General features: G+C 70.0%; 14 protein-coding genes and 1 pseudogene. 9 read left to right on the top strand and 6 right to left on the bottom strand.

Annotated elements, in window-relative coordinates; all coding sequences use genetic code 11:
• Positions 1–32: 32 nt before the first annotated feature.
• The 5 genes from ACUZ2Y_RS25780 to ACUZ2Y_RS25760 all read left to right on the top strand — a co-directional run bounded on the left by ACUZ2Y_RS25780 (position 33) and on the right by ACUZ2Y_RS25760 (position 3,216).
• Positions 33–257 (top strand): hypothetical protein, encoded by a 225-nt coding sequence (locus tag ACUZ2Y_RS25780; protein WP_476323579.1) that lies wholly within the window; start codon positions 33–35, stop codon positions 255–257.
• Between the two features lie 122 nt (positions 258–379).
• Positions 380–700 (top strand): putative quinol monooxygenase, encoded by a 321-nt coding sequence (locus tag ACUZ2Y_RS25775; protein WP_476323576.1) that lies wholly within the window; start codon positions 380–382, stop codon positions 698–700.
• Between the two features lie 20 nt (positions 701–720).
• Complete coding sequence (locus ACUZ2Y_RS25770; RefSeq protein WP_476323573.1) at positions 721–1,899, top strand: helix-turn-helix domain-containing protein; 1,179 nt, start codon at positions 721–723, stop codon at positions 1,897–1,899.
• A 98-nt stretch (positions 1,900–1,997) separates the two neighbouring features.
• The gene (locus ACUZ2Y_RS25765) at positions 1,998–2,279 is read left to right on the top strand and encodes an AMED_5909 family protein (protein ID WP_476323571.1); all 282 of its coding nucleotides are present in this window, start codon (positions 1,998–2,000) and stop codon (positions 2,277–2,279) included.
• A gap of 145 nt (positions 2,280–2,424) precedes the next feature.
• Positions 2,425–3,216, top strand: a complete 792-nt coding sequence (locus tag ACUZ2Y_RS25760) for a TIGR03084 family metal-binding protein (protein ID WP_476323568.1) — start codon at positions 2,425–2,427, stop codon at positions 3,214–3,216.
• Between the two features lie 40 nt (positions 3,217–3,256).
• On the opposite strand, the gene ACUZ2Y_RS25755 is transcribed toward ACUZ2Y_RS25760, so the two are convergent.
• Positions 3,257–3,904 (bottom strand): class I SAM-dependent methyltransferase, encoded by a 648-nt coding sequence (locus tag ACUZ2Y_RS25755; RefSeq protein WP_476323565.1) that lies wholly within the window; start codon positions 3,902–3,904, stop codon positions 3,257–3,259.
• Positions 3,905–4,169: 265 nt separating this feature from the next.
• Between ACUZ2Y_RS25755 and ACUZ2Y_RS25750 the strand changes: the two are divergent.
• Positions 4,170–4,469 (top strand): annotated as a pseudogene (locus tag ACUZ2Y_RS25750) (response regulator transcription factor); the annotation flags it as partial.
• Positions 4,470–4,586: 117 nt separating this feature from the next.
• Here the strand turns inward: ACUZ2Y_RS25750 and ACUZ2Y_RS25745 are convergent.
• Genes ACUZ2Y_RS25745 through ACUZ2Y_RS25735 form a run of 3 tightly spaced genes read right to left on the bottom strand, consistent with a single transcriptional unit; the run spans position 4,587 to position 8,022 of the window.
• Positions 4,587–6,821: a heavy metal translocating P-type ATPase gene (locus ACUZ2Y_RS25745; RefSeq protein WP_476323562.1), complete on the bottom strand. Its 2,235-nt coding sequence runs from the start codon at positions 6,819–6,821 to the stop codon at positions 4,587–4,589.
• A 19-nt stretch (positions 6,822–6,840) separates the two neighbouring features.
• On the bottom strand, positions 6,841–7,785 hold the full coding sequence (locus ACUZ2Y_RS25740) for a hypothetical protein (protein WP_476323559.1): 945 nt from the start codon (positions 7,783–7,785) through the stop codon (positions 6,841–6,843).
• 27 nt (positions 7,786–7,812) lie between these two features.
• Positions 7,813–8,022, bottom strand: coding sequence for a heavy-metal-associated domain-containing protein (locus ACUZ2Y_RS25735; RefSeq protein ID WP_476323556.1), 210 nt, complete (start codon positions 8,020–8,022; stop codon positions 7,813–7,815).
• Positions 8,023–8,182: 160 nt separating this feature from the next.
• On the opposite strand from ACUZ2Y_RS25735, the gene ACUZ2Y_RS25730 reads away from it, so the two are divergent.
• Complete coding sequence (locus tag ACUZ2Y_RS25730) at positions 8,183–8,659, top strand: DUF4396 domain-containing protein (protein ID WP_476323553.1); 477 nt, start codon at positions 8,183–8,185, stop codon at positions 8,657–8,659.
• Positions 8,660–8,665: 6 nt separating this feature from the next.
• On the opposite strand, the gene ACUZ2Y_RS25725 is transcribed toward ACUZ2Y_RS25730, so the two are convergent.
• Positions 8,666–9,685: a sulfite exporter TauE/SafE family protein gene (locus ACUZ2Y_RS25725; RefSeq protein ID WP_476323550.1), complete on the bottom strand. Its 1,020-nt coding sequence runs from the start codon at positions 9,683–9,685 to the stop codon at positions 8,666–8,668.
• A gap of 64 nt (positions 9,686–9,749) precedes the next feature.
• Complete coding sequence (locus tag ACUZ2Y_RS25720; protein ID WP_476323547.1) at positions 9,750–10,199, bottom strand: hypothetical protein; 450 nt, start codon at positions 10,197–10,199, stop codon at positions 9,750–9,752.
• Positions 10,200–10,203: 4 nt separating this feature from the next.
• Between ACUZ2Y_RS25720 and ACUZ2Y_RS25715 the strand changes: the two genes are divergently transcribed.
• Positions 10,204–10,551, top strand: coding sequence for a DUF305 domain-containing protein (locus ACUZ2Y_RS25715; RefSeq protein ID WP_476323544.1), 348 nt, complete (start codon positions 10,204–10,206; stop codon positions 10,549–10,551).
• 196 nt (positions 10,552–10,747) lie between these two features.
• Entirely contained in the window at positions 10,748–12,007 is a 1,260-nt protein-coding gene (locus tag ACUZ2Y_RS25710) for a pyroglutamyl-peptidase I (protein WP_476323541.1), read from the top strand.
• The last annotated feature ends 297 nt before the right edge of the window (positions 12,008–12,304 follow it).

Raw genomic sequence — 12,304 nt, 5'->3', positions numbered from 1 at the left:
CCGGTACCCGACAAGGAACGGAGAGCACCGCCGTGTCACTATCCGACGCAACACCGCAGCGCCGCAGGCAACAGATCGAAGAGCCGCCCGCCATCCCGGTCACCCTCGTCGACGAGCTGGTGGGTATCACGCCGGCCCCTCAGCACAACCCGAATCTCGCCGCGGGGATCGTCTGGGCCGACATCGTGGCCGACATCGCCGCCGACGAGGAGGAGCGCCAACTACGCGCCGCCGAGCGGCTACGCGACGCCGCATAGCCGCACGCTCCTCAGGTACCAACACCGAAGGCGCCCAGCCCGTCCGGCTGCGGCGCCTTTGTTGCCAGCGCAGCTCACGTGTGAGCTAGTACTAAAAGTGCTAGTCTGCCGGCTCCGCACGAATGGAGCTGCGCATGTGGGCTTTGACCGTCCGATTCGACCTTCTTGACGAGAACGCGGCAGAGGGTTTCGACGCGCTTGTCGCCGAACTCGTCCCACAGATCGCCGAGCGTGAGCCGGGGACTCTGATCTACGCGGTGCATTCCGTCGAAGGCGAGCCGCTGTCCCGGGTGTTCTATGAGCTCTATGCGAGCCGGGGGGCTTTCGAAGACCACGAGCGGCAGGCGCATACGAAGAGGTTCCTGGCCGCACGGGAGCAGTATGTGGCCGATCTCCGGGTGGAGTTCCTGACTTCGCCGATAGGCAAGGGGATCCAGCTGTGAAACCCGCGGACGCCAAGGCGTTGGGGCGGCAGGTCGCGTTTCACCGGAGCCGACTGGGACTCTCGCAGCGTGAACTCGCCGCACGGCTGTCACGCTCCGAGAGTTGGGTCAGCCAGGTCGAGCGAGGCGTGCGGCACGTGGATCGCATGTCGGTTCTCGAGAAGCTCGCGGAAGTTCTCGACGTCCCGCTGTCCGAGCTCGCCACGGAGAGCGTCGTCGCGCCCCCGGAACGACCGCGGGCCGCTACCGCGCTCAGCCTCGCGCTGTGTTCCAGCGACGCGCTTCACGCGGTGCTCGCCGAGGTCTCACCGGTTGACGTGGAGCGGCTCAGCCTTCGGGCGGACCAGGCTTGGGAGTTCGCGCACGATTCCCGCCACGAGGATCTGAGTCACCTTCTGGGCACGCTGATCCCCGAACTCGAATACGCGTCGAGGAAGACCACGGGGGCACACCGGCGACACCTCTGCGCCGCCAAGGCGAAGGCCTATCACGCGGCGGCGGGCGTGTTGTCGAAGCTGGGTGAGACGGCGGCGGCCTGGGTGGCGGTCGACCGCTCGATCGCGGCGGCCGAGGACGCCGATGACCCATTGCTGATGGGCGCGGGAGCCTTCCGCCTCGCGATCGTCTTCCAACAGGCGCGTCGGTTCGATCTGGTGAAGCGCACGGCGACCACCGCCGTCAACGCCCTCAGCCGGTTGGCCGAGAAAGGCGACCTTGGTGCTGTCGCGCTCACCGGAGCCCTGTTCCTTCAGCTGGCGGTGGCGTCAGCCCGATCGAACGAAGGCGACGAGGCCTATTCGTATCTGGCGAAAGCCAGCCGAGCGGCCAAGAGGATCGGCTCGGACAGCAACAGCCACAACACCGAGTTCGGGCCGACGAATGTCGCGCTCCACGAGATCAGCATCGCGGTCGAGTTGGGCGACGCCGGTCGGGCACTGCGCGTGGCGGGGAAAGCTGATGTGTCGTCGCTTTCCCCCGAGCGACAGGCTCAGATGCTGATCGACGTGGCACGGGCACATGCGCAGCGCCGTCAGACATCGGCGCTGCTGGACACACTCCGCAAGGCGTACGAGATCGCCCCCGAGCAGGTGAGCGCCCACCCGACGGTCCACGACCTCGTGCGGGACGCGCTTCGCGATGGCGATATCAACACGTCTGACCTACGGAAGCTCGCTTCGGCTCTCAACATCGTCACATAGTCGCACATTTTGTACCAGCTCACATTTTTATTCTTGCTCGGAACTCGGGATGTGGCTACCTTCCGTCGTACCGGAGGACAACGGAAGGACGGCGTGTCATGAACTCGCGAGGCAAGCCGGGTGGCCGCGAGATACGAACCCTCGCCCAGGCGAACGAGCTGCTCGGCAGCCAACGGCCACGGCAAAGCGCGCCGCTGACCGAGTGGCTGACCTTCTATCGATACAGCGCGAGCGTCTACGCGGAGGTCGCGGAGATCGACCGCGGACATCACCACGAGGCCCAGTACTGGGCCAGTCGCGAGCGAACTCGCGCCGACGAGATCGTCTCCGAGATCGACCGCGCGAAGCGGAACCAAGCAGCGGACCTCACTCAACGCTAGGCGAGGCGAGAATGCCTAGTGATCGGCGGCGGACCTTCCCGTCGAACCTTTGGCGGACAAGCAAAGGGCACGCGCGGATAAGACAGCGAAGCGCGGCCCGGTCATCCTTGGAAGGAGGCAAGCGACGGTCGAGAGGACAAAGCACGTGACGCAGCGAGACGTGATCGCCGACCTGACCGCGGAGGGCGAGGAGGTCGAGGGGATCCTCGCCGGACTCGCCGACGACGCCTGGGGGCAGTCGACCCCGGCACCTGGTTGGACGGTCGCCCACCAGGTCGCCCACTTGGCCTTCATCTTCCGTCTCGCGGGCACCGCGGCCGCCGAGCCGGAGGTCTTCAAGGCGATGGCGGCGAAGGCCGCGTCGGACTTCGAGGGCGCGGTCAACGCCGCCCTCGGCCAGTACCTCGGCGACCCGCCGAACGTGCTGCTGTCGCGCTGGCGCGAGGAACGCGACACCGCGATCAAGGCGCTGGCCGCCGTGCCGGGCGACCAGGTCGTGCCGTGGCTCGTCCGGCCGCTGCCGCCCGCCGTGCTCGCCTGCGCGGGCATGATGGAGCTCTTCGCCCACGGCCAGGACGTCGCCGACGCGGTCGGCGTCAGCCGGGTGTACACCGACCGGCTGTGGAACATCGCCTGGTTCGCGACCCTCACGTGGGACTTCGGCTACCAGTCGCGCGGGTTGCCCACGCCCGACGTCCAGTTCCGCTACGAGCTCACCGCGCCGTCCGGCGCCACGTGGGAGTTCGGACCGGCCGACGCCGAGCAGCGGATCACCGGCCCGGCGGAGGACTTCTGCCTGCTGGTCACCCGCCGCAGGCACCGCGACGACCTCGCGCTCAAGGCGGTCGGCTCGGACGCCGAGCACTGGCTCGACATCGCCCAGGCCTACCGCGGCCCGGCAGGCGACGGCAGGCGACCGGGCCAGTTCCAGGCCTGACCAAACCGGCGCGAGCCGCACGCGTCCCAAGCACGCCTGATCAGTCAGTGGGCGATCGCCGTAGAAGCAGGTAGCAGCGGTCGCTGGCGTGTTCGGGACCGTGCGGGGCCCGGTCGAGGCGGGCGACGACGGTCAGGCCTGCCGCGGCGAGCGCCCCGGTTTCGGCTGTGGGGTCGAGGAAGTGGAAGGTGAGGTCCACGTCGTGGCCCCACCAGCCGTCGAGGTGCCGCGCGCCGCCGGTGGGGATGTCGGCGTCGCTGGTGTGGAAGGCGATCAGCGCGTGCCCGCCTGGCCGCAGGACCCGCGCGAACTCGGCGTAGGCCGCGGCGCGGTGGTCGGTGTCGAGGTGGATGACGGCGTAGAGGCAGACGATGCCGTCCAGCGCGTCCGACCGGATGGGGAGCGCGGCCAGGTCGGCGGCGGAGGCCGGGATGCCCGACTTCAGGGCGGCGGCGCACATCGCGGGCGAAAGGTCCATACCGACGACGGGGACACCGCGGTCGCCGAGGTAGCCGGCGACGTGCGCCGGACCGCAGCCGAGGTCGGCGACGGGACCGCCCGCCAGCTCCGCGAAGGCGTCGAGCAGGGCGCGGTCGAGCGGCTTGTGCCGCAACTCGTCCCCCAGTTCGGCGGCGTACCGCTCGGCGACGAGGTCGTAGCTGCGACGGGTGCGCGAGGCGTCGGTCATGTCGACCAATCTAAACAGACTATTGCGCCAGGTCACGAGGAACGCGCAGTGTTGGCCGCACCGGCGCCCAGGTTGGCGCCCGCCGGCGAGATCCAGCGTTCGGTCTTGCCCGCGCAGCCGGCGACTTGACGCAACATCGGCTGTTCAGTGTGCCCATCGAGCGCGACACGATGTCCACTTTGGACGCGCTGGTGCGGGTGAGCACCTCGTTGACCTTCGCGCCGAGCAGCTCGGCCCAGCGGACGTTCGACTGGTAGCAGGTGTCGTGGTTGATCGGCCCACTTGCGCGCGAGCACCGTCCGACCGCGCGGCGACCGCCTCCACCGAACTGGGGCTGACCAAGGACGCCGCCCGCTGCGTCCGGCTGAGCCGCCGGTTCCGCCAGGGAACTCCGCGCGGCCGCAAGGGCTACGGCGGCGACCTCTCGCCCCGGGAACGCGAGGTCGTGGACATGGTCGCGGCGGGCAAGACGAATCGCCAAGTCGCCGAAGCGCTCTACTTTTCGACCCGCACAGTGGAGAAACACGTCGGTCAGGCGATGCGCAAACTTGGTCTGAGCTCGCGGGCCGAGTTCACGGGAATGCCGCTCTCCGACCCGAGGAATAGATACCGGGCCCTGTGTGCGCAAGGTGATACCGCCCCCACTGACTCGGAGGCGGCATCGCCTGTCGGTCGGTCCTGTTTAGACCGTGCTCGACCGGAATCGCCGCAGCCGCAAGCTATTCGCGACCACGAAGGCCGAACTCACCGCCATCGCCGCACCCGCCAGCATCGGGTTCAGCAGGCCCGCGGCGGCCAACGGCAAAGCGGCCACGTTGTAGGCGAACGCCCAGAACAGATTGCCCTTGATCGTCGCCAAAGTGCTGCGGGACAAGCGGATCGCGTCCGCCGCCGCCCGTAGATCACCCCGGACCAAGGTGAGGTCCGCCGCCTCGATGGCCACGTCAGTGCCCGTGCCCATGGCCAATCCCAAGTCCGCCTTGGCCAGCGCCGCCGCGTCGTTCACGCCGTCGCCGACCATGGCGACGACCTTGCCTTCCTTCCGCAGTCGGGTGACCACGTCGACCTTGTCCTGCGGGAGGACCTCCGCGATGACCTCATCGATGCCGACCTCGCGGGCGACCGACTCGGCCACGGCCGCGTTGTCGCCGGTCAGCAGCACCGGCGTCAAACCCAGACCGCGCAGCATGCGGACGGCGTCCGCCGAGGTCGGCTTGACCGTGTCGGCGACCACGAGCACGGCCCGGGGCTCGCCGTCCCAGGCGACCACGACGGCGGTTCGGCCTTGGGCCTCGGCCGCCGCCTTCGCCTCGGCGAGGTCACCGGGCAGGTCGACACTCCACGCCCGCAACAACTCGGTGCGGCCGACCAGGATGGCGTGGCCGTCGACGACGCCGTGCACGCCCAGGCCCTCGGTCGCGCTGAAGTCCTCGACCGGCGGCAGGTCGCCCAAGCCCTGGGCGGCCACCGCGATGGCTTGCGCGATCGGGTGTTCCGACGCGTGCTCCACCGCGCCCGCCAGCCGAAGCGCCTCGTCGCGGTCGACGCCCTCGGCGGTGACGACGTCCACAAGGGACATCCGGCCGGTGGTCACCGTGCCCGTCTTGTCGAGCACGATCGTGTCGATCCGACGCGTGGACTCCAGGACCTCCGGGCCCTTGATCAGAATCCCGAGCTGCGCTCCCCGGCCCGTGCCCACCAGCAGCGCGGTCGGCGTCGCCAGGCCCAAGGCGCACGGGCAGGCGATGATCAGCACGGCCACAGCGGCGGTGAAGGCCGCGGTGGCGCCGACCCCGGCGCCGAGCCAGAAGAACAGCGTGCCCAGCGCCAGGGCGATCACGATCGGCACGAACACGCCGGACACCCGGTCGGCCAGCCGCTGCACCGCGGCCTTGCCGGTCTGCGCGTCCTCGACGAGCTTCGCCATCTGCGCCAGCTGGGTGTCGGAACCGACCCGGGTGGCCCGCACGAGCAGCCTGCCGCCCGCGTTCACCGTCGCCCCGACCACGGCGTCACCCGGGCCGACCTCGACCGGGGCCGACTCGCCGGTCATCATCGCGGCGTCCACAGCGGACTTGCCGTCCTCGATGACGCCGTCGGTGGCGATCTTCTCCCCCGGCCGCACGACGAACCGCTCGCCCACGGCCAGTTGCTCGATCGGCACCCGGACCTCGACGCCGTCACGCAGGACGGCGACATCCTTCGCGCCCAGTTCCAGCAGCGCCCGCAACGCCGATCCGGCGCGACGCTTGGCCCTGGCCTCGAAGTAGCGGCCGGCGAGGATGAACGTGGTCACGCCCGCCGCGACCTCTAGGTAGATGCTCGCTTCCCCGCCCATGCGGCGGATGGTGAGTTCGAACGGGTGGGTCATGCCGGGCACGCCCGCCGAGCCGAACAGCAGCGCGTACAGCGACCAGCCGAACGCGGCCAGGGTGCCCATCGAGATCAGGGTGTCCATGGTCGCGGCGCCGTGCCGCAGGTTCGCCCACGCCGCCTGGTGGAACGGCCACGCCGCCCACACGACGACGGGCGCGGCGAGCACCAGTGAGATCCACTGCCAGTAGGTGAACTGCAGCGCCGGGACCATCGCCATCGCGATGACCGGCACCGACAGCAGGACCGAGCCGATCAGCCGCTGCCGCAACGGGTCCACGGGCGGCGCCGAGTCGGGCTCGGGCGCTGCGCGGGGCACGGTCGCGGTGTATCCAGCGGCCTCGACCTGGGCGACGAGTTCGGCCGGGTCGACACCGTCGGTGTAGACGATTTTCGCCTTCTCGGTGGCGTAGTTGACAGTCGCGGTCACCCCGTCGAGCTTGTTGAGCCTGCGCTCGATCCGATTGGCGCACGAGGCACACGTCATGCCGCCGATGGCGAGTTCGATCTCAGCCGGGCGGGCCGTGACGATGTTCGTGGTCATCTCTTCTCCTCCTCGCGCGTCAGTTGTGGCCGTGGCCAGGTGCGTCCGAAATGGACGGAGCAGGCGGTTCGACAGCCGGGGACTTGTCCGCTGTGGACACGGTGAACTCGGCCGTGCGCACCACGCCCTCGTGCTGGAAGTCGAGGAACAGCCGGTATGTGGCGGTGGTCGGAACCTCGGCGAAGAACACGACTTCCGGGCCCGGCTGGGTCTTGCCGTCGCCGGGCACGCCTTCCGGGTGCACGTGCAGGTACGCGAGGTCGCCTTGCCGGAGCGCGACCAGGTGCCCGTACGACCCGAGATACGGCCGCAGGTCGGCGACCGGCTTGCCATCCTTGGTCACCGACAAGGTCACCTTCGAGGATGAGCCCGCCACCAGGTCACCGGTGAGACGCACCTCGTAGTCGTCCACTGCGGACACTCGCGACTCCGGGTGGGTGACCGGCTCGACCGCACCGGGCACCGCGAGGTCCACCCCGAGCGTCATCCCTTCACCGCCGGACGGCGCGAAATCGGCGAACGCCCGGTAGCTGCCCGGCTTGGCCAGGTTCAGTCGGACGGTCCACGTCCCATCGGGCGCCATCTCCGGGTGGACGTGCTGGAAGCCCGCGGTGTCGCGGCGCACCACGATGAGGTGCAGCCGCTTCTCGTGCTCGATGTCGAACGCGGTGACCGCTTGTCCCCCGGTTTTGGTGATCCGGAAGGAGAAGGGCTGGTCGGGGCCCGCGGGCAGCGTCGCGTGGGTGGGCGTGAAGGTGTGTCCGCCCCTGGACGACGACAGCCCCTCGGGCAGGTCGTTCGGCGTGCTCGCCGGGACAGTGTCGCCGTGGGTCGCCCCGTGCGCCTGGGCCCGCGCCGCGGGCTGGGCGGAGAAGGGACCGACAGCGGTGCCGACCGCCCAGGCGCCGGTGGCGACCAGGACGAGCGCCGCACCGTAGGCGGTGAGCTTCGCTGGAGTCTTCATGTCTCTGCTTTCTGACGTGCCGCCGGTCTAGGCGGTCAGTTCGTAACCGGCTTCCTCGACTGCCGCGCGAACCTCGGCTTCGGCGAGGTCGCGGGTGCTCTCCACGGTGACCGCGCCGGTCGGGAGGTCGACCTTGACCGACGTGACACCGTCGATGCGGCCGACTTCATCCCGGACGGACTGGACACAGTGGCCACAGGTCATCCCGGCGACGGCGTAGGTGGTGGACTCGGACATCGGGGCACTCTCCTTCGGTTGAACTGGACGCAACCATACCCCTAGGGGGTATCAAAGACAACCTTGCCACCTCCCCTTGACGGTGCTACGTTGCAAATACCCCCCACGGGTATACACGACAAGGTCGGAGGCTCCGATGTCCAGCGAAGAACATCAGCACATGGGTGCGCATGACCATCACCACGACGCCATGGGCCACAGCCCCGTGAGCTGGCGGATGGCCGCGTCGGCCACCCTGCACTGCCTCACCGGCTGCGCCATCGGCGAGGTGCTCGGCATGGTGATCGGCACCGCGCTGGGCTGGGGGAATGTGGCCACGATCGCGCTCGCCGTCACGCTCGCCTTCTTCTTCGGCTACGCGCTGACGATGCGCGGCGTGCTGCGGGCGGGAGTCAGCTTCAAGCAGGCCGTCAAGGTCGCGCTGGCCGCCGACACCCTGTCCATCGCGGTGATGGAGATCGTCGACAACGCCATCATGGTGGCCGTGCCGGGCGCCATGGAGGCAGGCGTGAGCAGCGTGCTGTTCTGGGGCGCCCTCGCGTTCGCCCTGGGTGTGGCCTTCGTCGTCACCTGGCCGATCAACCGGTGGATGATCGGCCGCGGCCTCGGCCACGCCGTGGTCCACGCCTACCACTGAGCGTGCTCAGGTGACGGTGATGACCCCGGTGTACATCCCCATCGAGCACGAGTACTCGAGGGTGCCGGGTTCGAGCACACCGAGGTCGATGCGGGTCTCGCCGCTCACCGGCAGCGTCTGCTCGATGCCGCGGGAGGGCACCACCAGCGCCCGCACGCAGCCCTTCGCGTTCTGCGAGCGCACCAGCAGGGTCGTCGGAACGCCCGCCCGCGCGGCGACGTTGGGCGGGCGGTACGCGCCCGTGACGGCGATGACCTCGACGACCTGCGTGCCGTCGGTGATGGTGGCCGCGGCCTGGTCGATCACCTCTTCGGAACTCATCAGCCTGCTCATAGCCAGCGGTGACCCGGCCAGCTCCAAGCCGCCGTTGACCGTGTAGAGGCCGGTCAGCAGCAGCACGACCCCGGTGGCGATAGCCAGCCTGCCGCGCCAGGCGGTGGCGGCCTTGCGGGCGGCGTAGCCGAGGACGGCGAACAGCGGGCCGGTGCCGAGCACGAAGACCGCCATGGTCGCCGCGCCCGCGAGGGCCGAACCGGACGCCAGGGCCAGTGCCTCGACCGAGAGCGTCACCCCGCACGGGATGACCACGGTGGCGAACCCGAGGACCGCGGGCGCGACCGCGGCCTGCGAGCGCGACTGGTTGCGGACCATGCGCATCCAGGGCAGCGGCGGCATGACGACGATCCGCCGGAACCCGGGCACCCCGAGCTGCGAGAGCCCGAAGACGATGATCAGCACCCCGGCGACGAACTGCAGTGTCGTGCGGGCGCCAAGGGAGAGCTGGACGGCGCCGCCGACCGCGCCGAGCAGGGCGCCGAGCAGGGTGTGGGAGAGCAGTTTGCCCGCCATGAAGCCACCGACGGGCGCGAGGTCGTCACCAAGGCGGGCGAGCGCGGTCTGACCGGCGGGCGCCGCGTCGTCGGGCCGCTGCCGGGCGACGAGCCCCGCGAGCAGGCCGCCCTGCACGGCGGCGCAGGAGATCCCGCCTGCCAGCAGGCCGGTGAGGAGAACAGCGAGAAGGTCCACGGAAGTGCCTTTCGGGGTTGCGTGTCGAGTCGAGGTCGGCGGTCCGGTTTCGGACAGACCTCTCCTACGTACGCAGCACACAGAGGCGAACCGGATCCGGGCTCGGCCAGACCAGATTCGCCATCGCGGCGGGAATCCTGCTCATCGCCGCACGAACCTCGACGGCGCGGGGCTGCCCGAGCCGCACCAGCGCCAGCAGGACGGCCACCGCCACGGAAACACAGAGGGCGACGAGCCCGGTCGAACCGGACTCGGCGGGTGAACCGGGGTGCGCGGCCTGACCGCCAACCGGCCGCAGCGCCACGGGAGCGGTCCCGCCACGGTAAGCGGCCTGATCGGCGTTTAGCCGGAGCGCAATCGAAGCGATGCCACCGCGGTGAGTGGTCTGCTCCGCTGCCGACCAGTGCGCCACCGGCGCGGTCGCGCCGCGGTGAGCGGTCTGATCGGCGATTGGCCGGTGTCCCATCCGAGCGAAGGCGCCGTGGTGCGCGCCATGACCGTCGGCGTCCGCCATCGCGATGGGGGTCGTGGTCTCGGCGGCGGCTGTGCAGTGCGAGCCCAGCGTGGCCACCGCGGCGAGCAGGAGGGTGACCATCAGCCCGGCGAGGGACACTCGCCGGGGTCGATTGATCTTCACCGCGGACACCCCGCCAGGGTACGGGCGCTCGGGGCTCGCGCGGAACCGCGCATCGTTCCCACCTTGCATCACCTTCCCCACTGACATGATCACCCACCACGCCCAGGCGATCGACATGGCCGAGGTGGAGGAGAAGGGCCACAGCGACGTCGCCAAGGCGCCGGCCCAACAGATCATCGACAGCCAACGGGCCGAGATGACACAGATACAGGAGCTACTCCGGGCGTGATCAAGCCGTCGAGACGTGGGTGGCTGTCACCGGCCACCGATCATGCCTCGACCTCCTGCGACCACGTTGACCCCTATTCTCGGTATAGCGGGAATTGATACCCATGTCGCTATAGGGGACGACCCCGATCCCTGCACCAGGATGGTCTTGGCTCGGCGCGCGCGGTGCCGACTCCTCGACCCGCATGGGAGACGATGTGATCAGCAAGGTGTTGGCCGGGGCCGTTGTGATCGCGGCACTGGTGGCGGGCGCGCCACTGGCGGCCGCCGAGGACCGGCGCGACTGCTACGACCCGACCGTCGCGCTGACCGTCGAGGAGAACCGGCTGACCCGGCCGATCCCCCAAGACATCTTGCGCCGCAGCGGTTTCGACCGGTATGCGACCACCTTCAGCGCCGCGCTGTGCGCGCTTCCTGGCACGCCGTCGGCGACCGCGCTGGCCTCGGCGACCGGTAAGACGCTGTGGACCGCGGCCGTGGCCCGCGCGCAGGCCCCCGTGCCGACAGACGGCCTCTCCGTCACCGACGACCGCCCGCTCTACTGGGCACGCCTGCGGTTCACCAGCCTGCTGCGCCAGTGGACACCGGCACGCGGACTGGACGCGCGGGAACGTGAAGCGCTGATCCTGACGTTCGACCGCGCCTCCCGCGGGCAGGACTCGATGCGGCTGCCGACCGGCGGCGGATTCCACCGGATCGTGGTCAGCGGCTTCGACCCGTTCATCCTCGACGCCGACATCCGGCGCAGCAACCCGTCCGGCGCCGCCGCGCTGGCGCTGGACGGCACCATCGTGCGCACGCCGAGCGGACCCGCGCGGATCGAGACGGCGATCTTCCCGGTGCTGTGGCGGCCGTTCGAGCAGGGCACGGTGGAGGACACGTTCCTGCCGCACCTGCGGGAAGGCCGCGCCCGCGCCGACATGTTCGTGACCGTGAGCCAGGGCAGGCCGGGCCGGTTCGACGTCGAGGGCCACAACGGCCGTTGGCGAGGCGGGTTCCCCGACAACGACAACATCTCCTACACCGGTGTCGCCCCGATCCCCGCCCACGTGCCGACCGTGACGCCCGCGCCCGAGTTCGTGCCGAGCACGCTGCCCGCCGCCGAGATGGCCGCGGCGCCGTCCGGGCGGTTCCCGGTGCACATCAACCCGAGCGTGACCGAGATCCCGGCGGGCGCGACCGCCCCGGTGTTCCAGCCGAACGGCCCGACACCGGGTTCGATCGCGCGAGCGGGCAGCGGCGGCAACTACCTGTCCAACGAGATCGCGTACCGCACGACGCTGCTGCGCGACGCCCTGGGTGCGCCGATGCCCGGCGGGCACCTGCACACGCCGGTGCTCGTGTTCGGCCCCGGGAACACCACGGAGATCAGCGACCCGGTGTTCGAGCGGAACCGCCTGGACATCATCGACCAGACCCGGACACTCGTGACCGCCGCGGCGGCGACCCTCGACTGAGGGGGACCATGGCGATAGCACCGGGATCGCGGTCCACAGAGGACATCACGACGCCCTCCGGGCTCCGACTGCCCGATCGGCCCGTTTGGCGGTGCCGTCCACGGTTTCCAGAGGCTCACCCATTGCGGTGTCTGACAAAACGGCCGCGCTATCCGACCGCCGCCTCAGGGGACCGTGACGACAACCGACCACGGCAACCAACAGCCGCACCCACCGGCCACATCTCGCGGTACGCCACGCGAACGCCGGTGCCCACCAGGGCAGGCGAACCCGAGCGGGCGCAGGCTTCGACAATCG

The sequence above is a fragment of the Actinokineospora sp. UV203 genome (assembly GCF_056323665.1).
Note: the sequence above shows the minus strand (reverse complement) of the source record. Positions and strands in the feature narration are given on the sequence as shown.